This is a genomic window from Bradyrhizobium sp. CCBAU 11357, from assembly GCF_028128865.1.
GTDB lineage: Bacteria > Pseudomonadota > Alphaproteobacteria > Rhizobiales > Xanthobacteraceae > Bradyrhizobium.
Genome location: NZ_LBJW01000108.1, coordinates 26,064 through 46,150, shown reverse-complemented (window position 1 = coordinate 46,150; position 20,087 = coordinate 26,064). Strand labels below are relative to the sequence as shown.

Genomic DNA, 20,087 nt, shown 5'->3' with positions numbered 1-20,087 from the left:
CTTTGCACTGAGTGCACAACTGAACAGACGCGGATCCATTTCCGGATCCTAATGCATCATCACCGCGCGGACCCAGGCCACTATCGGTGATGAGAACGCTCACCTCGCGCTCCCGCCTCCTCGCACGGAAAGAGCGCGCCATGTTCAAGCGACGACGTTTCAAGCAGCAACTGACCCTTCAGGACCGGCTGTCCGCATGGGTGAAGCAGGTCCGCGAGGAGGCATCCAAGCTTCCTCCCGGGCCGGAGCGGGATGCGCTGCTCAAGAAGGCCCGCCAGGCCGACGTTGCCAATCATCTGAGCGATTGGGTCAAATCGCCGGGGCTGCAGCCGCCGAAATAACCGGGGCTTGCGCCGGGTTTCTCGAAGCGAACATGACCGGCATCAACGACGCGCGGCCGGCGCGCCGTCATGTTTCCGTAATCCTGCGGCACCGAACCTTTTCGCGGTCTCCGGTTTTCTGTGGGGATGGGACCGCAACTTTTGGGGACCTCAGCTCATGACGGACAACGACGCGCACCACGACACGATCAGGCGAAAGCCGCTGCTGGAGGCGGCGCACGAGGAGATGGTGAAGTTCGAGCGCAAGGAAAACGAGTTCCGCAAGAAGGACCGCGAAGAGCGCGCCGCCGAGCTCCATCTTCCGCTGAACGAGATCAAGGTCCACTAGGCACCGCCAGGACGGCTTCCGGAGCGGGTCGAGGTCCGCCCGCGACGGGGCGCCAGCCGGCGGTTTGGACGGAATCCCCCGATCGGCATCGCCGGTCGGCCACCGCAACCGCGGATGCATAAGGTATCTAAATACTACTCGTAACCCGTTGGCCGAGCGAGGAAATTGCCCGGCACCCTACTGTGCATGGGGTTGTTTTCCCGCTTTTGAAAGGCGGCAGCGCCGGCGCCATCGATGCGAGCGCCCGGCACGCCGATCCCGTCTACAGCAGCGCCAGAAGAATCAGGCCTATCACCAGCACCACGAAGCCAGCCGCCGTCGCGGCGGCAAATGACCGCTCTATGTTATCCATGATGCCACCCCGTTGTCGGCGCGCCACGTTTCCCCCATGGCTGCGCCGAACGGATGAAAATCTTGCCGACGGGTGTGTCCGCAGTGGTGCGGACGGATGTCGAAATTGGGACCGGTACGGGGTCAGTCTGCGGCCTTTCGATCACGCTCCTGCCGGGCGTTCGCCTGTCAGGCTGCCGTAAGCTCAGCCGGCTAGGGTCACTCGGCTATGGTGTTGCAGCCCAGCACCCAGCCTCCAAACAACTCTCCGCCCCGCTTGGCTCTCCCTAGGCGGGGCCTTTTCATGCCTGCCGGCCGGCGCTGGGTTCCCGCTCCTCCCGGGTCAGGCGCAGCGCGAAGGCGCGGATCGCGGGCGCCGCCAATAGCACGACCGGCAGCATCGCGGCCCACGCGATCAGCCAGGACACCATCCAGTGCCGAACGAAGAGCATCGGGCTGCCTGCGGGAAAGCTGGCGATTCCCGCCGCGATCAGCGAGGTCAGCCCGGACTGGATGATGCCGAAGACGAAATGCGCATAGCGGCGGGGAATGCCGAGCATGAGGGGCCCATGGTTGCTTGCCCGCGATCAGGCAAGCAAGGCACATGCCGTCAACCTGAGGCAGCTCCGCGCCCGGGCGGAACCGCGCTGTGGGCCCGCCGGGCCCCAGGAACTTTGTTCATGGTCGGAGAACCACGGAGATCGAACGCCGTTCGCGTGCGGCCAGCGACAGATCTTCCTTGCCAGCGGAATATTACGACGACCAACATGTTTGCAGGCCTGAAGGTGAATCGTGGGAGGTGACCATGAATCACAGGGGCGTCGAGTTCACCGTCGCCAAGACGGCGATTCCCGGAATCTGGCAATGGCAGTTCCGCATCGGCGACCAGATCAAGACCGGCAAGACCGAGACCAGGATCGACCTGCTGGCGATCCGGCGTGTGCAGCTGCGCATCGATCGGGAGCTGAAGGCGATCGGGCGAAAGACGGCCTGAACCGTTTCGCCGTCATGCGCCATAGAACGCGTCAGTCCGCGCTGGGCAGCCGCCGCATGGTGAACTCGATCTCGCCGCCCGGCAATTCGCGCCAGATCTCGACCTCGCTCATATAGCCGGCTTTGGGATAGCGGGCGAAGAAGGCCTGCGCCCTCTCCCGCGCCGCCGCGCGGGGCAGCGTAAAAGTCTCGCGCAGATAGCCATCGCCGCGCGCGGTCGGCCCCGGCTTGCCGGCCGCCTTGCGCCGGCGCGCCATCCGCTCGGCGAGATCCCGCGGACGATCGGCCATGTCCTGCCTTCCTCAACGCACTACGCTACGGACAATGTAGGGCGCAGGCCGGATCAAGAGGAGTCCCGTCGGAAAGACTTCGTGCTCCCCGGAACGGGTCAGTTGGCGGCCGTACCGCTCTTGGTCTTCTTCGGCGCACTGGTCGCGGCCGACGCCTTCGGCGCCGCCGGCTGCTTCGGCGGATCGGCGCGCATGCCGCCCCAGGGATCGCTGGACGCCTTGGAATCAGGAATCTTCTTCAGCGTTTCCTTGTAGGCCTTGTCACGCTCGGCCTCGGCGGCCTTCTCCTCCGGGGACTTGCTGGGGAGATCCTGCATCAAATTGACATTGGGCATTTGCGCGTAGGCAGGTCCCGCCAGCACGGCCAGTACCGCGGCCAAACGGAAAAGCTTCATCATTCACTCCTTAGATCTTCCATGAGGCGCGGATCGCCCCGCGCCGTGTCATCCTTGTCAGCCGGTCACGACCCGGAGGGCCGCTAGAGCCGATCCGATCTGCATGATTTCGGCGCATGCAGCCAGTCGTCCCAGATCGGACCGCATTTGGTGCACCCGCTCAGCCCAAGACCGAGCACGGCCATGCAAAAGACGAGGACACAGCGACGCAACATCATCCACCCCTACCCAAGCGAAGCATCATATCGGGCCAAGTCAGGCATTTTCAAGCCGAGGCGGCCGGCGCGAGACCGGTGACTTTGCCTCGCCGATGCGCGCACAATGCGACGAAACATCCGGCAACACAGGAGCGCGCGACAGCAATGCAAACGCAGCCAGAAGCGGAGTTCGGCCTCGACGACGCCAGGCGCATCCTCGGCGAGGTTTTTGCGCCCTGGGTCCAGGATCTCAACCTCGCGGTCGAGCGCCTCGAGCATGCGCCGCCCGCGGACGTTGCGGACTGGCAGCCCGGCGCGCTGCTGCGCATGCCGTTTTCGGAGCGGCTGTGCCGGAACGGCGGCGTGGTCTGCGGCCAGGCTCTGATGGCGCTCGCCGATACCGCGATGGTGATCGCGATCCTCGCCGCCAATCGCGGATACCGTCCCATGACCACGGTCGATCAGACCACGCATTTCATGCGCGCGATCTCCGCGTCCGCCGTGCTGGCGGACGCGCGCGTGGTGCGGCTCGGGCGTACCATGAGCTTTGGCCGCGTCACGCTGCTCTCGGCCGCCGACGGCAAGCCGGCCGCGATGGTCTCGAGCGCGTTCGCGATGCTGCCGGGGTGAACGCACTCTGAAACAAGAGAGAGCCGCGCGGAGCGCAAAGCTCGACGCGGCTCTCGATGAAATCGTGTCGGGACAGGAAGCGCGCTCGCGCTTCGCGTCATTGCCCCCGCGACGTCACTTGCCGAGAATCTCGTCGGCGGCGGTTACGACGCTGACGGTCGGATTCTTTCCGCAATAGGCGCCGAACTTCTTGGCGTTCGCGATGAAGACATCGGTGTCGATGATCGCGTTGTCTTCGTCGCCCTTGTACCAGCCGTCCATCCAGGTCAGCACGACCGCGATGTTGTCCTCGCCGCTCTCCAGGAACTGCTTGCAGGACATGGTCGAGAGGTCCCACTTGGCGGCGTGAGCGGGCATCGCGGCCAGCGAGAGCGCTGCGGCGAACAGAAGCGAAAGCGAAGTCTTCATCAATATCTCCATCGGCGCGTCACGCCATAAAGGAAAGGCTCTTGGGTAGGCTCTTTGGGCAGGTTCGTTGGAGCGGCTCGCCGCTCCAACGTCGTAAACAAAGTCTGAAACGCCGCGCAAGTAGCGCCAGTATTGAGTTTAGTTCAACGTAATTTCTATGCACTACTTCATAATCATCGGCAGGACTGACGCGGATGATTGAGAAGCGCACATCGCAACGTCATCGTGTTTTCAAGGGCGGAAAGATCACCTTTGAAAGCAGCGGCATTGCTTGCACGGTGCGAAACATGTCGGCGGGCGGCGCGGCGATCGACCTCGACACTCCCGTCATGTTGCCGCAATCGGTCACGCTCTCGATCGCGCGCGACCATTTCGTAAGGCATTGTCGCACAGTTTGGCGCAGCGACAAGCGCGTCGGCCTCGCATTCGTGCAATAGCAGGCGCGATGTGAACGAACGTTCGCATCACATGCACAACACGATCATGATTGCTTCGATACGACGGCGGCGCCAGCGCGGTTCGCAATCACGCGCGTGACGACTGCGAGCGCAATCGATGATGACCCCGCAACAAATCGTCCACCGGCACGATCGGTCGTGTGCGACAGGAGCGACGGCGCTTCTCCGAAACCGAAATACAGGTCCGCGCCATCCACCTCACGTCATTTCGGCTTCTTGGCAGGTTCACCCGGACGGGCGCCGCCCCACGGGTCGTACCTGTCCTTGGGTTCGGGAATGCGCTCGAGCGCGGCCTTGTAGGCCTTCTCATCGACCTTGGGACTGTTGTCGATCGGCTTGGCGCCGTCATTGGGCTGGCGCCGGCCCTGCGCCAGCACTGATGCGACCGTCAGTGCCAGCACGGCGGCCGCGATGACCAAAATCCTCATTGCAGCAATCCCCCTCGCGTGGGGTACAAACTAGCCCGCAATCGCGGAATAGCAATGTCGCGGGTTCCAAGACTTCAGCAAATCTTGATCGACCGGGACTTCGTCGGATCGCGTTCGTGCCTATCTGTTGGCCCGCAGGGGACCTTCACGGATGTTGCGGATCATTGCTCATGCGGCGCTGCTCATCGGCGCGCTGGCGCTCGGTGCCTGCGGCTTTGCGGACAGCCGCGCACCGGTGCCGGAGTTCATGCGCATGAAGGAGGCCGAGCAGCCGCCGCCGGAAGCGCCCCCCGACGTCAAGCGCGTGGTGCGCGAGCAGATCGACGTCGTCTTTCTCGCAACGTCCTATCCGCGCGAGGTGCACGTCGCCCAGCCCCATCGTGAGGTGCGAGGACCGGGCTGGACCGCGTGCGTCCGCGCGCAGCTCACCTCGGCGACCGGCACGTCGCTCGGCGCCCAGACCTACATCGTGACGATCAACGGCGGCAAGGTCGTGGACCGCCGGCGCGCGGACGCCGACGACATCTGCGGGACGGAGACTTACGAGCCGATCTAGGAACCCGCCTTGACGGCAAGGTTCCGGGAAAAACCAGTACCGCGACCGGGAACGATCACCGCCTGCCCTTCTTGTTACCGCCGAGGGCAGTTTCGAGGAGGACATGATGAGGACGTTGACTATTGCGCTGTTGGCTGGCGTGGGTGCTTTGGCCGCCGCCTCGGGGGCGAAGGCTTCCGATATCTATACGAGCAGCGAGTACACCAATCCGGATCTCGTGCAGCAGGTGCGACTTGTCTGCGACGAGGATGGCCGCTGCTATCGCACACGCGGCGGTTCGCGCGTGATCGTGCGCGATTCCTACAACTACATGCCGCGCGAGCGCTACTACGAGCGCCGGTCCTATCATCGCGATTGGGATGACGGCCCGCGCGCCGGCGTCGGCATTCGCGCGCCCGGCGTCAGCGTCGGCGTTGGTGTCGACGACCGCTGGTGATCGATGAAGGCTTGATGGTCGGGACCGGACGAGACTATTCGCCCGGTCCCGTTCGTGCGACCGAATCCAACCGCCGATGTCGGGCCGCGGCGGTTTGCTGCTGGAACCGCCGAGCTTGATGAGTGCCTCTGTGGTCCATGACGGCTCTCTGGCGTGACTTCAGGTTTCGAGCAGATCGGCCGGCGTGACGAGGCGCGTCAATGACGGCAGGTGAGCGACGAAGCGGGCGAGCACCATGCCGGCGCACATCGCCACGACGAAGATGACGGCAGAGAGCGAGCCAAATCCGAGCGCGGTCAGCGCCGGCCCCGGGCAGAAGCCGACCAGCCCCCAGCCGACACCGAAGATCGCAGGACCTGCGACGATCCTGGGATCGATGTCTCGGCGCGTCGGCAGATAGAACCGATCGGCGAAGAACGGACGCGCGAGCTTCAGGACGCGGCTGAACCCGACGAAGGTCACCGCCACCGCGCCCGCCATGACGAATGCGAGGCTCGCATCCCATGTCCCTGCCGGAATGCCGCCGATGTCCAGGAAGTTCAGCACCTTTGCGGGGTTCGACATCCCGGAGACGATGAGGCCGATGCCGAAGATCAACCCGATCGCGAATTGAACGAGGATTGCCATGGCGATCAGCTCCAGTGCCGCATCACGAAGACGGTGGCCATTCCGGCGGCCATGAAGGTCATTGTCGCGACCAGCGAGCGCACCGACAGCCGCGACAAGCCACAAACGCCGTGGCCGGAGGTGCAGCCACTGCCCCACACCGAACCGAACCCCGTGAGCAATCCGCCGACGATCAGCAGAGCCGGTCCCGCCGCGATCGTCTGCTCCGGCAGACCTCCCGTGGCGAGCCGCACCAGCACGGGCGCGGCGGCGAGACCGGCCACGAAGGCGAGGCGCCCGGCGAATTCGCTATCCTCATAGGGCGGAAACAGCCGCGCCGCGATGCCGCTGACGCCGGCGATCCGGCCCGTTGCCCACATCAGCAGAACGGCCGCAAGGCCAATCATCGCACCGCCAACAAGGGACGCGATCGGCGTAAATGATGTCGAGACCATGAAGCCTCTCCCGAGCGAGGTAGTTTCGCAGGCAAGCGCGAGACCGGAAGTCCGCGCAATGCTGGAGATTCTGTACCGCCTCTTCTGCGCCGGCAAGTCGGACTCTCGCCTTCGCAAGACGGCGGGAGTGCCGGGAGACTGGCCACGATTCCTCAGGGCAAGTCATATGCGACCGCCCTGAAACTTCGGGATCACCCCCCGGCCGGATGCTGAATGGAATGTTAACACTACCGCTCGAATTGCAGCGGCGTCCCAACGGTATTTTCCAATCTTTGCGCTAAGCATGCCCGGTAGCACGGGCTCAGCTCGCGCGAACGGGGGACGACGGGACGTGATCGACATCGCGCATCAGGCGGCGATCAATCCGGCATCGGCAAGGGATGTCGCGATGGCGCGCGCGCCTGTCCCGATTGCCGCCATCGACACCGGCCAATGGCGCGCGCTGGCGCAGCGGGCGATCGAGCCGAACGGATATTATCTGCCCGCCTGGGAGCTAGCCGTCAGTGCAACGGCGCGCGGTCGCACGGATGCCTTGGGTCTGGCCGCACACGACTCTTCGGCCCGGCTGATCGGCCTGATGCCGGTGGTCTCACTCCGGCGCGCCCTGAAGATTCCCCTGCCCGCCCTGGTGAGCGCGCATCCCTATGGCACGCTGTGCAGCCCGCTGCTCGACCGCGACGCTCCGCTCGAGGCCGCCGCGCGTCTGCTGCAGCAGGCACGCGAGGCCGGCGCGCATGCGCTCGTGCTGACCGACGTCGCGCTCGACGGCGCAGCCATGGCATCGCTCAAGCAGGTGCTTAAGCGCGACGGCTTGAAGCCGCGTATTCTCAGCTCCTACATCCGCGCCAGCCTCGATGCGACGCAGGATGGGGACATGCTGTTGCGCGAGGCGCTCGGCGCCAAGAAGCTCAAGGAGCTGCGGCGCCAACGTCACCGTCTCGAGGAGCACGGCCCCGTCGTGTTCGAGATCGCGCGCAGCACCGACGAGATCGGACCTGCGCTCGAAAGCTTCCTGCAGCTCGAAGCCAGCGGCTGGAAAGGCAAGCGCGGCACAGCGCTGGTCCAGCACGCGGGCGATGCGGCCTTCATTCGGCGCGCTGTGCCGGCGCTGGCAGAGACCGCGCAGTGCGAGGTCGCCACCCTTCGCGCCGGCGCGATTCCGATCGCTGCCGGCATCGTGCTACGGCACCAGAACCGCGCCTTCTTCTTCAAGCTCGGCATCGACGAGCGCTTTGCAAAATATTCGCCCGGCGTGCAGCTCACCCTCGACCTCACCCGCCACCTCTGCGCCGACCCCACCATCGCCAGCGCGGACTCGACGGCAAATGCCGATCACCCCATGATCAACCCGATCTGGCGCGGACGCCTCGCGATCGGAGATGTGCTGATGCCGCTGCGGCGGCATGACCCGGTTGTGGCCTTGATCCACGCAGCACTGGTCGGCCTCAACGTCGCGCACGACGCCGCGCGACGCGTAATCCGCCTGCTTCGAAAATAAGAAGCTACTCCGCCGCCTGCGCGTTGATCTCCGCAGAGACCTGGCGGATGGCGCGGGCGAGCAGATCCGGATCCTGCGCGCCGGAGACGGCGTATTTTTGCGCAAAGACATAGGTCGGCACGCCGGAGATGCCCTTCTCGGCGGCTTCCTGCGCATCCGCCGAGACGCGCGCGACGTCCTCGTCGGTGGCGAGGCGCTTGCGAACGTCGTCGGCGTCGAGGCCGATGTCGGCAGCCGCCTGCACCAGCACGTTCACATCGGTGAGATCGCCGCCGTCGCGGAAGTACAGCTCCATCAGTCGCTGCTTCATCTCGGGCGCCTTGCCGATCGCTTCCGCCCAGAGGATCAGGCGGTGACAGTCGGTCGTGTTGGGCTGGCGCGCGACGAGCTCCGGCTTATAGACGAGCCCCTCCTCGCTCGCGGCCGCGACGACGCGTCCCGCAATGCCCTTATAGGCTTCGACCGAGCCGAACTTCTGGGTGAGATAGGCCTCGCGGCTGATGCCCTCGCGCGGCACCCAGGGATTGAGGAAGAAGGGACGGAAATTGAGCTTGACCGGAACGTCGGGCACCAGCGCCAGCGCGCTCTCGATCCGGTGCTTGCCGATATAGCACCAGGGGCAGACCACGTCCGAGACGATGTCGATCTGGAGCGGTTTGAGCGTGCTCATGGGGCCTCCTGGGCTTGTTTTGTCGTCCCAACATAAGCCGAACCGCGGGTAGCGCAAGGCACGGTCACTTGGCGGTCACCCCCACCCCGGAGATACGGCTTCTGACTTCAAGGCGTCAAACCAGCACAATGCTCACGTCCACATCCGCCCCGCGTTCGCGTCGGCGGGTCCGCACTCTCTGAAACAGGTCCATCACATCGACAATGTGAGATTTGACCTTGGAGGGCAGGTTCACTCCGTTTCGGATCTCGACGCGATAGGGCGGAACGACCTTGTTCACGTCACTGTGCAGCATTGTGTCAACGAGAGCTACTCCGCTGCGGCCAATGCCGACAGCAGCGCGTCGTAGAAGTCATCGAGCGTCTCCCACGCGGAAGCATCCAACATGATCACATTCATTTCAGGCTCCGCCGGCCGCGCGGTGCATCTGCTTCAACCGCTCGGCGGTGCGCTCGTCCGCCGGAAAGAACGTCTCCAGCGCCAGCTCCGAGAGGGTGATGTCGACGGGCGTGCCGAACACCATGGTCGTGGAGAAGAAGCTGAGGATCTCTCCGCCATGCCGCAGCTTGAACGGGATCGCGACATTGTCGCTCGACAGCGGGGCCGAACGCGCCGGAAGCGGTGAGCTCTTCAGATCATTGTAGAGCTTGATCAGCTCCGGATCGGCTGTCGCCTCGCACTGCCGGTGCAGCCGTTCCAGGAGATGCCCGCACCATTCGGCGAGATTGACCGTGCGCGGTGCCAGCGCCTCGGGATGGAAGGCCAACCGCAGCACGTTGACGGGCTGGCCGAGCAGATGCTGCGGGACGCCATCGAGCAGCGGTGCCACCATCCGATTGGCGGAGACCAGGTTCCAGTGCCGATCCACCGCGAGCGCCGGATTGGGCTCATGCGCTTTCAAGACGAGGTCGATCGCCTGGCGGGCTGATTTCAAGGCGGGATCCTCCAGCGGGCGCTGCGGAAAGGCCGGCGCGAAACCGGCGGCGACCAGCAGCACGTTGCGTTCGCGCAAGGGCACGTCGAGCCGCTCGGCGAGCCTGAGCACCATGTCGCGCGAGGGCGCGGCGCGGCCGGTCTCGACGAAGCTCAAATGCCGCGCCGAGATTTCGGCCTCGCCCGCGAGATCGAGCTGACTCATGCGGCGGCGCTGCCGCCATTCGCGCAAATGGTCGCCGATATGGACCGGCTGGCTGCGTTCGGCCTGGGCCGTGGATGCATGTGCGTTCATGACCAAAAACCTAGCATGCGGATTTCAGCCCTTCCATTACCCGCGAGGTAATGGAAATTGGCACATAACAACCTGAAATTGCTTTGTTTTTTCGCGGCGGCTCCGCGCGATACCAACAAAAATACCAACATTTCGGAGCCAACGACCGTTGGGCGATCTCCGTGCTGCAAGACGCAGGCGCCGTCCGTGAATGCGACGAGCATGGTTGGATGAAAGATTGTGCCGATCCTCACGCCCGCGACAGAGCGCTGGAAATCGCGAGACAATATCCGCCGGCCGGACTGTCTGCTGGCGAAGCCGAGGCAGAGATTCGGGACGGTGCTAGAATCGATCGGTGACACTTGTCCAGAATGCCTTCCCTAAGCACGTCACCAATCTTGCGGCGAGTGCGCGGGGAAGCCCATCGTTACTTCGCATGGTTCAGTATTTGAAGACGGGAAGGGACGAGCATCGTTAAACCGTGCCGCAATTCTGATAAATGTGCTTGATCTCCACGAAATCGATCAGCGCATCGTAGCCATGTAGCCGACCTAGTCCACTGCGCCGATATCCTCCCGTTTCGGCCTCGGCAAAGAGCTTCATTCGCAAATATGCCGGGCAGCTCGAGGCGCTAAGGCCTGTAATCGAAATCCCGGTCAAAACCTAGGGTAAGCTTCTGCTTGACGGTTAAGCTAACGCCCAGTCGCAAAACAGACTCCATGGGCACATGCGAATCCGCTCATACCAATTGCCGCTATCGCTCCTGAAATAGAGCGATGGGGTCGACACCGAGCGCTTCCGCGATCTGTTCAAGCACATCGACGGTCGGAGCATTCTCCTCGCGCTCAATCATTCCGATGTAGTTGCGATTCAGGCCTGCTCGATCGGCCAACTCTTCTTGAGTAAGGCCGCCCTTCCGTCGGAGACGTCGCAGATTTCTGGCTACCAACCGCCGCAACTTCATGCGGCATGACGGCACCAAGCGGCACTTGATCTCCACCTAGTATACTAGGTATTGTGGTTCTATTCAGAGTGTTTTGCATGGTCGATCCTCAGCCCCAGACGGTTCTGCCGTTCGTAGACCTTTTTAGCCGACCTGATGGTCGGTTCGCTCGCGTTGGCTATCGGACCGCGGGTTTCGACTATGCCTCGGCGAGTGTTGAACTCCCCATTCAGTTACTTGAGCAAGCGGTCGCGTCCGGCCTCGACCTAACCACGAGGATCACCCCCTCAGGTCATGTAGTGTCCTACGTTTGCGGTCGTTCCGAAGCCGCTCCGTTGGATCTGCGTTTCGTCACCTCCATAGATCGCTTGATCTTGCAAACGGTCAGCCCCAGCAATCTCCACTTAGAAGAAGCATCATCAAATGATTTGAAGGAGCTGCTGAAATCGCTCGAATTGGCGATGGAACACGTAAGAACGGCTCTAGGACGGACAAGCGCCGAAATTTAGCTGTCCATTTTCATTCCTGATCACCGCTGCCGTTCAACGATGCACTTGCACCCTTAACTTTTCTGCTTCTCTTGAGCGACGGATCGCTATCGAGAAATGCCTCGAGCATGAACGGTACCAGCTCGGCTACCTCCTCCTTGTTGCCGTAGGTCTCTGCATAGTAAACAGCATACTCGCGCAGGCGCTGCGCCAAGCCCGGCGTAAGCACAATATTCAGCCTCACCGGTGTCCGATCAGGCAGCTTCGCAAGCTTCATCCCTCACCTACCCTTCGCCACCGTCTGAACGTCCTGGTACGGCTTCAGCACCAGATCCTTCGAAACAATCACCCGCAGCGGCCAGCCCGGCCGCACCGTGATTGTCGGCTGCACGTCGAGCTCACGCTCTACCAGACGCTGCCCCGCACGATTGGTCGTTTGCTGCGTGCTCTCCCGCAGAGCCTTCACGAGATCACTCTCGTCATTGCCGATCGATAGTTGGGTCCCCACTCCGATCAGGGTCGCCAAGGCCACGCCTTTCAGCAACTGCCAAGTGTGGAAGTCCACCTCGTCCTCGAGCCCGGCGTAGCCCGCGACGTCAGTGGCCGGAAGGTTCTCGATCACGATGGAGTTGCCGTTCGGCAGGATAAGCCTCGTCCAGACGACCAGCGCCCGCTTCTGGCCAAAGGCGACGACGCTGTCGTATTTGCCCATGATCCGAGTCCCTTGCGGGATCAGGAGATGCTCGCCCGTCACCGTGTCATAGACGTTCTCGGTGACCTGGCCGATGGTGGTGCCTGGCAAATCGGAATTCAGCCCTGTGACGAGGCTCGCCGGGATGATCGATCCCGCCATCACTGCATACGTGGATGGCGCTGGTTTGAGCGCATGGGGATTGGTGGTCTCCGTGTCGGCTTTCGCGCCCACAAACGCCAGCTTTCGCGCCTGCGACGAGGGAATGATCTCGCTGGAGCGATCGATCATCGCCTGCGCAGTCTTTGCGAGCTCCGCAGCAGATGGCCCTGTGTCGGACGTTGAAGGCCTGAATGCGGATGGGGCAGCAGCCGGCGCTTCGGTCGAACTTGCCTGCTTGCGCTTGTCCTGTTTCTCCGACAGACGGACGAACAGGCCCGACTCCTTTGCCTGTTGAGCGACCCGTGTCTGTCGGATTCGCTCAGCCCGCTCGGCGTCCTCCTCCGGGTTGGTGCGGAAGCCCGTGTCCGATGCCACGCCGGCCTTCTTCTCGTTTTCGGCAAAGGCCCGGCCGATGTCTCCCGGGGATGGTGGCCCAAGCCTCGGCGTCGATGGCGGCAGATCCTCATAGGACTTTGGCAGCTTGCTCAAGCCTTCGGCGGTCTGCTTGCGGTCCGTATTGTAAAGCTCTGTCCGTTCCGACTGCTTGAAGGAGTGCGGCCGGAGCGCAATGAGTATCGCCCCGCCAACAAATAGCGCCGCGACGGCGCAGCCGATCATAAGGGCACGTCTGTTGAGCCGCCGAACGGACCGCGGCCGCGCCCGCAGCTCCAGCGGCTCCGGATCTTGATCCAAGCTCGTCATGAGGCGCTCCCGGTGCTGAAGGCCTGCGACACGGGCCGCGCGTCGATCCGGATGATCCGGACGATGCGCTGGGGATTCTCACCCAGGCGGAGTTCGGCGGCGCCGAACATCCGATCGACGATGTAGTAGGTGCCGCGGACCCGATAATTGACGAGGTTCGGCCGCCCATCGGCTCCGGCGACGAACAACGGCGGCGCCTCCCCTTGCGACAGGCCAGACGGCATCTGGATATAGACCTTGCGGCCATCGTCGAAGGCCCGGAGCGGCCGCCACGGCGGATCGTCGCCTTCGATGCGATAGCGGAAGTTCAGGCTGTCGAGCCGCACACCGCGATCGACGATGCGATCCTCGTTTTCCTGAGCTGCGGCGTTCTGCTTGTGGAGCGCAACGAGCGTGTCCGTTGGATACGTCCACGAGATGGACGCCATATAGGTCTGCTTGGTCGACACGAGCTCGAGGTGATAGGCCCGCCGGTCGGTCAGCACCACGAGGTTGGTCTGAATGTCCGGAAGCGTTGGCTTGACCAGAATATGCACCCGCCGGGCGGTCCCCTGCCCGCTCGAGGTATCACCGACCACCCAGCGAACCGTATCGCCAGTGGAGACATCGATCAGTTCCTCGCCAGGCTGAAGCGCGATGGTGGAGACTTTCTCCGGGCTTGCATAGAGCCGGTAGAGCGCGCCTTCCGTCCAGGGGTAGACCTGAATGGCGTTGATATATCCGGCGCGCGTCGGCTCCATCCTCGCGGCCTTGTTCGCCTTTGCGATCGCCTGCTCCGGCGGCAGCTTTTCCTCCTTGCCGGCCTTTGTCGGATAAGGCTTCAACTGACCGGGCAGCGGCAGGATCTTGGGTGTCTCGACGACTTGCACAGGCGCAGGCGGATCGGCCTCTGGAAAGCCCTTCTCGAAGACCATCTCATCATAGGGCGCTTCGAGATTGAGTTTTGTCGCACATCCGGCAAGCGCAAAGGACAAGGCGAGCGTACTGGCAGACGCGAGCTTGGTGAGGGCTTTGGAATTCATTTGGCGTCTCCAATGAGGTCGCGCGACCAGTTGAGGGAATGGACGTAGAGGCCGAGAGGGTTCTTCCGCAGCGTTTCAGCATCCGTGGGCGGCTTGAGAACGGTGGTGACGAGACCGGTGAAGCGCTCGGTTTTTGCGATCGCGCCGTTCTCGTAGGTGTTCTCCTTCCAGCGGATTTCGAAACTGTCGCCGGACGCACGCACCACGGACGTGACTTCGGCCGTCACTGTTTTGGAGCCGATCTTCGTAAACGGATCGGCGTCGCGCGCGTAGTCGTTCAACGCCTGAGCGCCACGATCGGTGACGAAGTCGTAGGCACGCAGCCAATTCGCCCGGACGATGACCGGATCAATCGACAGCGAGCGAACGTTCTCGATGAACCGTGCGAGAAAATGCGCGATCTGTGCGTCCGACGGTTGGTAGGCCTCGAGCGCCGGCCCAACTGCTCGGACTTCGCCGAGCCGATCGACCTCGACCACATAGGGAACAACACCCGAGCGAGCGATCTGGGTAAAGATCGTCAATCCAAGGACGCCGGACAGGCCGATGGCCGCCAACGCTGCCAACCGCCAGTTGCTCGCCTGAACACGGGCGGACCCTAGCCGCTCGTCCCAGACTTGGGCCGCCTTCTGATAGGGCGTGACCGGCTCAGGCGTTTCGCCGTAGCGAACAGATACGCGCTGAAAGGGATGACCTGCCATGTCCTACTCCTCCCCGAGCTTCGGGCCCGAAGAATGCCCGCCTTTGTCACCCTCCTTCAGGGTATGAGCAGCGATCTGGGCCGCTTCCCTCGCGTGTCCACGTCCTGACGCCGCCGTGCGCCCCGTGCCTGAAGCAGCCGCTCCACTCGTTGCGCCGCCGGTGCTCCCGCTCGATAGCTGATCTACGGTTGCGGCCCGGGCCGATGTGCCGGCAGCCGAAGATGCTCCTGTTAGGGACGCAGCTGAGCGAACCGCGGTCATCGAACCGCCCGCCGCAAGGCGCAAGCCTCCTGCGGCCGCAGCTCCGCCGCCGATCACGACCGCCGCCGCGCCCGCTGCTGTCCCTGCTGCAGCGCCTGCTCCCAACTGGGGCGCGCCTGAGACCAATCCTGCTGCGATCCCTGGGCCGAAGATGCCAAGGCCAAACAGCGAAATCGCCGCCAGCAACAAGCTCATCGCCGAGACGATGTCGACCGGCCGCGTCAGCGTGCTTGCAAGCTGACCGAAGATGGTCGAGCCGATGCCGATGATGATGGCAAGAACCATTACCTTCACGCCCGAGGCGATCACGTTGCCAAGCGTCTTTTCCGCGAGGAACGCGGTCTTGCCCCACAGCGCGAACGGCACGAGAATGAAGCTTGCGAGCGTCGTCAGCTTGAATTCGATCAGCGTGACGAAGAGCTGCACCGAAAGGACGAAGAAGGCGAGCACGATCAGGATCCAGCAGAACAGCAAGATCAGGATTGTCGGCAGGTTGGTCAGGACATCGAAGCCCGAGAATTGGCCGGTCTCCTCGAGAAGAGGATGTGCGGCCGTAAACCCGGCGGAAGCGACGAAACCCGGCCGCGCCAGGTCGGCAGCGCTCAAGCTCCCGCCTGATGCTTTCAGCCCAATGCTGGAGAACGACGCGAAGACGATATCGGCAAGGCTCTTGAAGTTGCCGATGATGAACGCGAAGGCGCCGACATAAAGCACCTTCTTGGCGAGCGTGACCATGATGTGGTCGTCCGCCCGCATACTCCAGGCGAGGCCGGCGAGCGTCAGGTCGATGCCGATCAACGTTGAGCTCAGGAATGAGACGTCGCCGGACAGAAGACCAAATCCGGAATCGATGTAGCGCGAGAACGTCTCGGTGAAGCGGTCAATGACGGAGAGATCAGCCATGGCGCCCTCACCTACTTGCCGCTGGTGTAGGCATGGCCATCGCCGATGAAGCGGGTAAATCGCTCCTGGGCTGCGGCCGACGATGCCTGCTGCTCGGCGGCACGCAACGTGTCCGCGCGCGCCTGGGTCGCCATGAGCGCCTGGGTCTGCAACGATTGCTTGATCTGAAGGGCCAGCAACTCGTTGCCGGACTGCTGAGCTTGCAGCGAGCCGACCGCTGCAGACGAATTTGCCATCAGCGTTCGAAGCGTCTGGCCGTCCTGATCCAAATTACCTACGATCGCCGATTGAACGGTGAGCGACTGCCTCAGCCCATCGTAGCTATTGTCCCAACGCGACGTCGCATCCTGCACCATCTTGTCGGAGGAGACCGCCGCCGCATATTGACGGGGGTACAGTCGTTCAAAATCCTGCTGGGTCTTCTGAACATCGAATGAGATGTTCTTTGCCTGACTGATCAGGGTGTTCATTTGGTTGATCGTCGAAGCGAGCTGGCCGACGACGCTCGTCGGAAGGCTCGTGAGGTTCTTGGCCTGATTGAGCAGCGACTGGGTCTGGTTCTGGAGGCTCCTGACCTGATTGTTGATCTGCTCGAGCGTGCGGGCAGCCGTCAGGAGGTTTTGGCTATAGTTCGATGGATCGAACACGACGACCTGTGCCCCAAGCCGTCGGGATCCGTTCAGCGCGATGACGAGAGACAGCGCTACGATTGCGGTCGCTTTTACGGTCCGGCATGCGACAGGTGTGCCGAAGATCTTCAGCATGGATAACTCCTTAGACGCTGAGATTGGGGGTCAGGCTTTCTGGGCCTGTTCGAAGGTGCTGATCAGGTTCGCTGCCCAGTGCAGGTCTCGCTCGGCGAGATAGCGTTTGGCGAAGTGATGGGGGCCAGAGCGGGACAGGACCGCGTCGATGGCCCGCTGATCCTCGGGCGAGGATGCCGCAACGAGCGCGAGCGCCACCGGTCCGAGGCCTAGCTCAAACAGGCGGTTGCCGGCGCGGGACTGCAGGTAGTAGTCGCGCTTGGGGAATGCCTCCGCGATCAAGCGCACCTGCGTATCGTTCAGGCCGAACCGGCGATAGGTTTCGGACTGGGTCGGCTCCAGCGCACGGGGGTTCGGAAGGAAGATCCGGCTTAGACAGGACTCGATGATCGCAGGCGCAATCTGGCTGTCGGCGATATCTGCGAGTGACTGGGTCGCGAAGATAACCGAGACGTTTTTCTTGCGCAGCGTCTTCAGCCATTCGCGAATGCGGCTCGCGAACAACGGATCGTCCAGAAACACCCAGGCCTCGTCCAGCACCAGTAGCGTCGGCCGACCGTCGAAACGGTCTTCAAGGGTGTGGAAGATGTAAGTCAGAACCGGCGCCACCAGGCCAGGCAACGCCATCAGCTCTTCCATTTCGAACGTGAGCACGTCCGCACCGGAAAGACGGTCGGCGTCTGCGTCCAGAAAACGGCCGTACGGTCCCTCCAGCGTGTAGGGCTGCAGCGCCTGCCGCAGCGCATCTCGGGCAAGCAGCGCCACGAGGCCGGTCATCGTCCGCTGCGGGACGGGCGCAGACCCGAGGCTTCTCAACGCTGACCAGAGCGTCTCTTTGACATCGGGCGTCACGGTCACGCGCTCATGGGCAAGCACACCACAGAGCCAGTCGAGCGCCCAGAGTCTTGCCCCCTCCTCGGCGACGTCCTTGAGTGGCTGAAAGGCGATGCCGCCCTTGGCGCCCAGCTCGTACCAGGCCCCCGACAATGCGAGCGTGGCGACCCGTGCCGACCGGCCCTTGTCAAAGGTGATCAGCTGGGCGTTTGGGTATCGGCGAAACTGAAGGGCAAGCATCGAAAGCAGGACCGACTTGCCCGCCCCCGTTGGACCGACGATGATGGTGTGTCCGACATCGCCGGCATGGAGAGACAACCTGAAGGGAGTCGCCCCCTTGGTCTTGGCGATCAGAAGCGGCGGCCCATCAAGGTGCTCGCAACGCTCCGGTCCGGCCCATACCGCCGACAATGGGCACATATGGGCGAGGTTCAGCGTGTGAACGATCGGCTGGCGGATGTTGGCATAGGCTTGGCCTGGAAGGCCGCCAAGCCAGGCCTCGACCGCGTTGACGCTCTCGCGGATGGCCGTAAAACCCCGGCTATTGATCACCCGCTCGACCGCGCGGATTTTCTCGTCCGCTTGATGCGAGTCCTCGTCGCTTACGGTGACGGTCGTGGTGATATAGCCGAAGGCGACCAGATCGTCGCCAAGCTCCGAGAGCGCAGCGTCGGCGTCGAGCGCCTTGTTGCTGGCGTCGGTGTCGAGCAGCGCCGCCTGCTCGTTGAACATGACCTCTTTGAGGATCGCAGTGAGCGACTTCCGTTTGGCAAACCACTGCCGCCGGTAGCGTGACAGCGTCGCGTTTGCCTGCGTGCGGTCCAGTGGGATGAACCTGGTGGCCCAGCGGTAGGCAACGCCAAGTCGGTTCAGCTCATCAAGCAGGCCCGGAAAGGTGACGTGCGGAAACCCGAGCACCGTCAACGCGCGAAGATGGCTCCGCCCGATCGCCGGAGACAATCCGCCGGTCAGGGGCTCATCGCTCAGGAAGCAATCGAGGTAGGCCGGAGTCTTGGGAACGACCACCGGATGGCGCTTGGTCGAGACACAGCTATGTAGATAGGTGAGCGTCTCGGCGTCATTGAGAGGCCAGATCTCAGGCAAGACCGAAGAGAGCAGATCGATGGCCCGGTCGGTTTCCTGGATGAACCTCTGGAGTTGATCACGATAGCCTTTCTCGTCGCTATTATATCTCTGTTGGGTGTCGATCTCGCCGTCGTCGGTGTCACCTTCAGTAGGCCTTTTGATCGATTGCCCGGGCCGAATGCGTTGTCCTTTTCTCGTCACGCGATCCTTCGTCTTGGGGCGTTCGAGGAATAGACCTTCGAGGCGCGAGATCCTTTCCGCCGGCGGCAGGTACACCAAGGTCAGATGCAGCACGCTCTCGAAATGCTGTCCGCCGGGACGTGACGGATCCTCCCATGCGACACCGACGGGTCCTTCGAAAGCGGCACGCCGCTCCTCATCCACCAGCCAGGACACCGGATCGGGAAATTCCGACCGCGGATATTCGGAGGCCGGGATGCGCGTGGCATCAAAGAAGAGAGCCCAACCTGAGCCGAAACGTTTCAGGACATTGTTCACACGGGACACGACGCTCATCAATTCGGCTTCGGTCGCGCTGTCGAGGTCCGGTCCGCGGTAGCGGATCGTCCGCTGGAAGCTGCCATCCTTGTTGAGGATGACACCCGGAGCGACCAAGCATGCCCAGGGCAGCCAATCTGCCAGCCGATGGGCGTTGCCGCGGAATTCTTTCAGGTTCAGCATGCGAGCCGGCCTTTGTGCTTGGTGTGACGGATGGCGACCTCGACAAAGGCCGGGTCGCGTTTTGCGAGCCAAACGGCAGCGCTGTGGCCGATGACCCAGAGCACGAGGCCTGCGAGCCAAAGCCGCAGGCCGAGCGCCAGCACGGCCGAGAGGGTTCCGATCAAGATGGCGGCGGCACGCGGGGCACCGCCGATCAGGATGGGCTCCGTCAACGAGCGGTGGAGCACAAGTTCAAAACCATCGGGGCGCATCAGATCAGTGCTCCGCCGCCGAACGAGAAGAACGACAGGAAGAAGGAGCTTGCGGCGAAGGCGATGGAGAGGCCGAACACGACCTGGACCATCTTGCGGAAGCCACCGGAGGTGTCACCGAAGGCCAGCGATATGCCGGTCACCGTGATGATGATGACGGCGACGATCTTGGCGACGGGCCCCTGCACGGATTCCAGGACGCGCTCGAGCGGAGCTTCCCAGGGCATGCCGGAACCTGCGGCATGTGCCGCCGTGACGCTGAGGAGCACGCAAGCCGAGGCCACGCCGAGAGTGGCCAAAGGCAGCGCGCTGACCGAGCAGAAGCCGCGAAGGCGCGAACGCACGTTTAGACGCAGTCGAATGGGCATGTAG

At 63.1% G+C, this 20,087-nt stretch carries 29 protein-coding genes and 1 pseudogene; 10 read left to right on the top strand and 20 right to left on the bottom strand.

The annotated features are described in order from the left end of the window. Positions 1-140: 140 nt before the first annotated feature. Positions 141-341, top strand: a complete 201-nt coding sequence (locus XI05_RS26940; protein ID WP_271507407.1) for a hypothetical protein — start codon at positions 141-143, stop codon at positions 339-341. Between the two features lie 157 nt (positions 342-498). Beyond that, on the top strand, positions 499-669 hold the full coding sequence (locus XI05_RS26935) for a hypothetical protein (RefSeq protein ID WP_260379898.1): 171 nt from the start codon (positions 499-501) through the stop codon (positions 667-669). Positions 670-1,301: 632 nt separating this feature from the next. Here XI05_RS26935 and XI05_RS26930 read toward each other — a convergent pair. Further along, a complete protein-coding gene (locus tag XI05_RS26930) occupies positions 1,302-1,559 on the bottom strand; it encodes a DUF2798 domain-containing protein (protein WP_271507404.1) in 258 nt (85 codons plus the stop codon). A 245-nt stretch (positions 1,560-1,804) separates the two neighbouring features. On the opposite strand from XI05_RS26930, the gene XI05_RS26925 reads away from it, so the two are divergent. Next, positions 1,805-1,993, top strand: coding sequence for a hypothetical protein (locus XI05_RS26925; RefSeq protein ID WP_271507401.1), 189 nt, complete (start codon positions 1,805-1,807; stop codon positions 1,991-1,993). A gap of 31 nt (positions 1,994-2,024) precedes the next feature. Here XI05_RS26925 and XI05_RS26920 read toward each other — a convergent pair whose 3' ends face one another. Further along, a complete protein-coding gene (locus tag XI05_RS26920) occupies positions 2,025-2,282 on the bottom strand; it encodes a hypothetical protein (RefSeq protein WP_271507398.1) in 258 nt (85 codons plus the stop codon). A 98-nt stretch (positions 2,283-2,380) separates the two neighbouring features. Continuing rightward, on the bottom strand, positions 2,381-2,677 hold the full coding sequence (locus XI05_RS26915; protein WP_271507395.1) for a hypothetical protein: 297 nt from the start codon (positions 2,675-2,677) through the stop codon (positions 2,381-2,383). A 362-nt stretch (positions 2,678-3,039) separates the two neighbouring features. Between XI05_RS26915 and XI05_RS26910 the strand changes: the two genes are divergently transcribed. Next, positions 3,040-3,504 (top strand): PaaI family thioesterase, encoded by a 465-nt coding sequence (locus tag XI05_RS26910; protein WP_271507392.1) that lies wholly within the window; start codon positions 3,040-3,042, stop codon positions 3,502-3,504. Between the two features lie 114 nt (positions 3,505-3,618). Here XI05_RS26910 and XI05_RS26905 read toward each other — a convergent pair whose 3' ends face one another. After that, entirely contained in the window at positions 3,619-3,912 is a 294-nt protein-coding gene (locus XI05_RS26905) for an HdeA/HdeB family chaperone (protein ID WP_212257992.1), read from the bottom strand. 194 nt (positions 3,913-4,106) lie between these two features. On the opposite strand from XI05_RS26905, the gene XI05_RS26900 reads away from it, so the two are divergent. Further along, the gene (locus tag XI05_RS26900) at positions 4,107-4,349 is read left to right on the top strand and encodes a PilZ domain-containing protein (RefSeq protein ID WP_271507390.1); all 243 of its coding nucleotides are present in this window, start codon (positions 4,107-4,109) and stop codon (positions 4,347-4,349) included. Between the two features lie 224 nt (positions 4,350-4,573). On the opposite strand, the gene XI05_RS26895 is transcribed toward XI05_RS26900, so the two are convergent. After that, positions 4,574-4,798 (bottom strand): hypothetical protein, encoded by a 225-nt coding sequence (locus XI05_RS26895; RefSeq protein WP_271507388.1) that lies wholly within the window; start codon positions 4,796-4,798, stop codon positions 4,574-4,576. Between the two features lie 151 nt (positions 4,799-4,949). On the opposite strand from XI05_RS26895, the gene XI05_RS26890 reads away from it, so the two are divergent. Together XI05_RS26890 and XI05_RS26885 are read left to right on the top strand one after the other, a co-directional pair. Continuing rightward, on the top strand, positions 4,950-5,354 hold the full coding sequence (locus XI05_RS26890) for a hypothetical protein (RefSeq protein WP_271507386.1): 405 nt from the start codon (positions 4,950-4,952) through the stop codon (positions 5,352-5,354). Between the two features lie 103 nt (positions 5,355-5,457). Further along, complete coding sequence (locus tag XI05_RS26885; protein ID WP_271507384.1) at positions 5,458-5,790, top strand: hypothetical protein; 333 nt, start codon at positions 5,458-5,460, stop codon at positions 5,788-5,790. Between the two features lie 159 nt (positions 5,791-5,949). Here the strand turns inward: XI05_RS26885 and XI05_RS26880 are convergent, their stop codons facing one another. Together XI05_RS26880 and XI05_RS26875 are read right to left on the bottom strand one after the other, a co-directional pair. Continuing rightward, the gene (locus XI05_RS26880) at positions 5,950-6,417 is read right to left on the bottom strand and encodes a DUF6691 family protein (RefSeq protein ID WP_271507382.1); all 468 of its coding nucleotides are present in this window, start codon (positions 6,415-6,417) and stop codon (positions 5,950-5,952) included. A gap of 5 nt (positions 6,418-6,422) precedes the next feature. Further along, on the bottom strand, positions 6,423-6,851 hold the full coding sequence (locus XI05_RS26875; protein ID WP_271507380.1) for a YeeE/YedE family protein: 429 nt from the start codon (positions 6,849-6,851) through the stop codon (positions 6,423-6,425). A gap of 331 nt (positions 6,852-7,182) precedes the next feature. Between XI05_RS26875 and XI05_RS26870 the strand changes: the two genes are divergently transcribed. Continuing rightward, positions 7,183-8,349: a GNAT family N-acetyltransferase gene (locus tag XI05_RS26870; protein ID WP_271507378.1), complete on the top strand. Its 1,167-nt coding sequence runs from the start codon at positions 7,183-7,185 to the stop codon at positions 8,347-8,349. Between the two features lie 4 nt (positions 8,350-8,353). On the opposite strand, the gene XI05_RS26865 is transcribed toward XI05_RS26870, so the two are convergent. The 3 genes from XI05_RS26865 to XI05_RS26855 all read right to left on the bottom strand — a co-directional run bounded on the left by XI05_RS26865 (position 8,354) and on the right by XI05_RS26855 (position 10,247). After that, on the bottom strand, positions 8,354-9,019 hold the full coding sequence (locus tag XI05_RS26865) for a DsbA family oxidoreductase (RefSeq protein ID WP_271507377.1): 666 nt from the start codon (positions 9,017-9,019) through the stop codon (positions 8,354-8,356). Positions 9,020-9,134: 115 nt separating this feature from the next. Beyond that, entirely contained in the window at positions 9,135-9,299 is a 165-nt protein-coding gene (locus XI05_RS26860; RefSeq protein ID WP_271507376.1) for a hypothetical protein, read from the bottom strand. A 120-nt stretch (positions 9,300-9,419) separates the two neighbouring features. Continuing rightward, positions 9,420-10,247, bottom strand: a complete 828-nt coding sequence (locus XI05_RS26855; RefSeq protein WP_271507374.1) for a helix-turn-helix domain-containing protein — start codon at positions 10,245-10,247, stop codon at positions 9,420-9,422. A 155-nt stretch (positions 10,248-10,402) separates the two neighbouring features. Here XI05_RS26855 and XI05_RS26850 point away from each other — a divergent pair. Then, positions 10,403-10,610 (top strand): annotated as a pseudogene (locus tag XI05_RS26850) (hypothetical protein). Between the two features lie 370 nt (positions 10,611-10,980). Here the strand turns inward: XI05_RS26850 and XI05_RS26845 are convergent. Continuing rightward, a complete protein-coding gene (locus XI05_RS26845; protein ID WP_271507373.1) occupies positions 10,981-11,190 on the bottom strand; it encodes a helix-turn-helix domain-containing protein in 210 nt (69 codons plus the stop codon). 77 nt (positions 11,191-11,267) lie between these two features. Between XI05_RS26845 and XI05_RS26840 the strand changes: the two genes are divergently transcribed. Then, positions 11,268-11,678, top strand: a complete 411-nt coding sequence (locus XI05_RS26840) for a hypothetical protein (protein ID WP_271507371.1) — start codon at positions 11,268-11,270, stop codon at positions 11,676-11,678. A 10-nt stretch (positions 11,679-11,688) separates the two neighbouring features. On the opposite strand, the gene XI05_RS26835 is transcribed toward XI05_RS26840, so the two are convergent. From XI05_RS26835 to XI05_RS26795, 9 genes are read right to left on the bottom strand one after another with little or no spacing between them, the layout of a single operon-like run. Further along, positions 11,689-11,934, bottom strand: a complete 246-nt coding sequence (locus XI05_RS26835) for a DUF2274 domain-containing protein (protein WP_271507369.1) — start codon at positions 11,932-11,934, stop codon at positions 11,689-11,691. Between the two features lie 3 nt (positions 11,935-11,937). Beyond that, positions 11,938-13,212, bottom strand: a complete 1,275-nt coding sequence (locus XI05_RS26830; protein ID WP_271507367.1) for a TrbI/VirB10 family protein — start codon at positions 13,210-13,212, stop codon at positions 11,938-11,940. Continuing rightward, complete coding sequence (gene trbG, locus XI05_RS26825) at positions 13,209-14,234, bottom strand: P-type conjugative transfer protein TrbG (RefSeq protein ID WP_271507366.1); 1,026 nt, start codon at positions 14,232-14,234, stop codon at positions 13,209-13,211. Before trbG ends, XI05_RS26830 begins: the two co-directional genes overlap by 4 nt. Next, positions 14,231-14,935 carry a conjugal transfer protein TrbF gene (gene trbF, locus XI05_RS26820; protein WP_271507364.1) on the bottom strand — a complete coding sequence of 235 codons (705 nt, stop codon included), beginning with the start codon at positions 14,933-14,935 and terminating at the stop codon, positions 14,231-14,233. Before trbF ends, trbG begins: the two co-directional genes overlap by 4 nt. 3 nt (positions 14,936-14,938) lie before the next feature. Further along, the gene (gene trbL / locus XI05_RS26815) at positions 14,939-16,099 is read right to left on the bottom strand and encodes a P-type conjugative transfer protein TrbL (RefSeq protein ID WP_271507362.1); all 1,161 of its coding nucleotides are present in this window, start codon (positions 16,097-16,099) and stop codon (positions 14,939-14,941) included. 11 nt (positions 16,100-16,110) lie between these two features. Further along, the gene (trbJ, locus tag XI05_RS26810) at positions 16,111-16,863 is read right to left on the bottom strand and encodes a P-type conjugative transfer protein TrbJ (RefSeq protein WP_271507360.1); all 753 of its coding nucleotides are present in this window, start codon (positions 16,861-16,863) and stop codon (positions 16,111-16,113) included. A 30-nt stretch (positions 16,864-16,893) separates the two neighbouring features. After that, positions 16,894-19,464 carry a conjugal transfer protein TrbE gene (gene trbE, locus XI05_RS26805; protein ID WP_271507358.1) on the bottom strand — a complete coding sequence of 857 codons (2,571 nt, stop codon included), beginning with the start codon at positions 19,462-19,464 and terminating at the stop codon, positions 16,894-16,896. Next, positions 19,458-19,715 carry a VirB3 family type IV secretion system protein gene (locus XI05_RS26800; protein WP_171711385.1) on the bottom strand — a complete coding sequence of 86 codons (258 nt, stop codon included), beginning with the start codon at positions 19,713-19,715 and terminating at the stop codon, positions 19,458-19,460. The genes trbE and XI05_RS26800 overlap by 7 nt, the downstream gene beginning before the upstream one ends. Continuing rightward, on the bottom strand, positions 19,715-20,083 hold the full coding sequence (locus XI05_RS26795; RefSeq protein ID WP_271507356.1) for a TrbC/VirB2 family protein: 369 nt from the start codon (positions 20,081-20,083) through the stop codon (positions 19,715-19,717). The genes XI05_RS26800 and XI05_RS26795 overlap by 1 nt, the downstream gene beginning before the upstream one ends. Positions 20,084-20,087: the final 4 nt, after the last annotated feature.

Coding starts and splice junctions, on each gene's coding strand:
- trbJ (WP_271507360.1), bottom strand. CDS start 16,863: ATGCTGAAGATCTTCGGCACACCTGTCGCATGCCGGACCGTAAAAGCG.
- trbE (WP_271507358.1), bottom strand. CDS start 19,464: ATGCTGAACCTGAAAGAATTCCGCGGCAACGCCCATCGGCTGGCAGAT.
- XI05_RS26795 (WP_271507356.1), bottom strand. CDS start 20,083: ATGCCCATTCGACTGCGTCTAAACGTGCGTTCGCGCCTTCGCGGCTTC.
- XI05_RS26890 (WP_271507386.1), top strand. CDS start 4,950: ATGTTGCGGATCATTGCTCATGCGGCGCTGCTCATCGGCGCGCTGGCG.
- XI05_RS26915 (WP_271507395.1), bottom strand. CDS start 2,677: ATGAAGCTTTTCCGTTTGGCCGCGGTACTGGCCGTGCTGGCGGGACCT.
- XI05_RS26935 (WP_260379898.1), top strand. CDS start 499: ATGACGGACAACGACGCGCACCACGACACGATCAGGCGAAAGCCGCTG.
- XI05_RS26900 (WP_271507390.1), top strand. CDS start 4,107: ATGATTGAGAAGCGCACATCGCAACGTCATCGTGTTTTCAAGGGCGGA.
- XI05_RS26940 (WP_271507407.1), top strand. CDS start 141: ATGTTCAAGCGACGACGTTTCAAGCAGCAACTGACCCTTCAGGACCGG.
- XI05_RS26880 (WP_271507382.1), bottom strand. CDS start 6,417: ATGGCAATCCTCGTTCAATTCGCGATCGGGTTGATCTTCGGCATCGGC.
- XI05_RS26855 (WP_271507374.1), bottom strand. CDS start 10,247: ATGAACGCACATGCATCCACGGCCCAGGCCGAACGCAGCCAGCCGGTC.
- XI05_RS26885 (WP_271507384.1), top strand. CDS start 5,458: ATGATGAGGACGTTGACTATTGCGCTGTTGGCTGGCGTGGGTGCTTTG.
- XI05_RS26845 (WP_271507373.1), bottom strand. CDS start 11,190: ATGAAGTTGCGGCGGTTGGTAGCCAGAAATCTGCGACGTCTCCGACGG.
- trbG (WP_271507366.1), bottom strand. CDS start 14,234: ATGAATTCCAAAGCCCTCACCAAGCTCGCGTCTGCCAGTACGCTCGCC.
- XI05_RS26875 (WP_271507380.1), bottom strand. CDS start 6,851: ATGGTCTCGACATCATTTACGCCGATCGCGTCCCTTGTTGGCGGTGCG.
- XI05_RS26840 (WP_271507371.1), top strand. CDS start 11,268: ATGGTCGATCCTCAGCCCCAGACGGTTCTGCCGTTCGTAGACCTTTTT.
- XI05_RS26830 (WP_271507367.1), bottom strand. CDS start 13,212: ATGACGAGCTTGGATCAAGATCCGGAGCCGCTGGAGCTGCGGGCGCGG.
- XI05_RS26895 (WP_271507388.1), bottom strand. CDS start 4,798: ATGAGGATTTTGGTCATCGCGGCCGCCGTGCTGGCACTGACGGTCGCA.
- XI05_RS26800 (WP_171711385.1), bottom strand. CDS start 19,715: ATGCGCCCCGATGGTTTTGAACTTGTGCTCCACCGCTCGTTGACGGAG.
- XI05_RS26835 (WP_271507369.1), bottom strand. CDS start 11,934: ATGAAGCTTGCGAAGCTGCCTGATCGGACACCGGTGAGGCTGAATATT.
- XI05_RS26910 (WP_271507392.1), top strand. CDS start 3,040: ATGCAAACGCAGCCAGAAGCGGAGTTCGGCCTCGACGACGCCAGGCGC.
- XI05_RS26925 (WP_271507401.1), top strand. CDS start 1,805: ATGAATCACAGGGGCGTCGAGTTCACCGTCGCCAAGACGGCGATTCCC.
- XI05_RS26865 (WP_271507377.1), bottom strand. CDS start 9,019: ATGAGCACGCTCAAACCGCTCCAGATCGACATCGTCTCGGACGTGGTC.
- XI05_RS26920 (WP_271507398.1), bottom strand. CDS start 2,282: ATGGCCGATCGTCCGCGGGATCTCGCCGAGCGGATGGCGCGCCGGCGC.
- trbL (WP_271507362.1), bottom strand. CDS start 16,099: ATGGCTGATCTCTCCGTCATTGACCGCTTCACCGAGACGTTCTCGCGC.
- trbF (WP_271507364.1), bottom strand. CDS start 14,935: ATGGCAGGTCATCCCTTTCAGCGCGTATCTGTTCGCTACGGCGAAACG.
- XI05_RS26905 (WP_212257992.1), bottom strand. CDS start 3,912: ATGAAGACTTCGCTTTCGCTTCTGTTCGCCGCAGCGCTCTCGCTGGCC.
- XI05_RS26930 (WP_271507404.1), bottom strand. CDS start 1,559: ATGCTCGGCATTCCCCGCCGCTATGCGCATTTCGTCTTCGGCATCATC.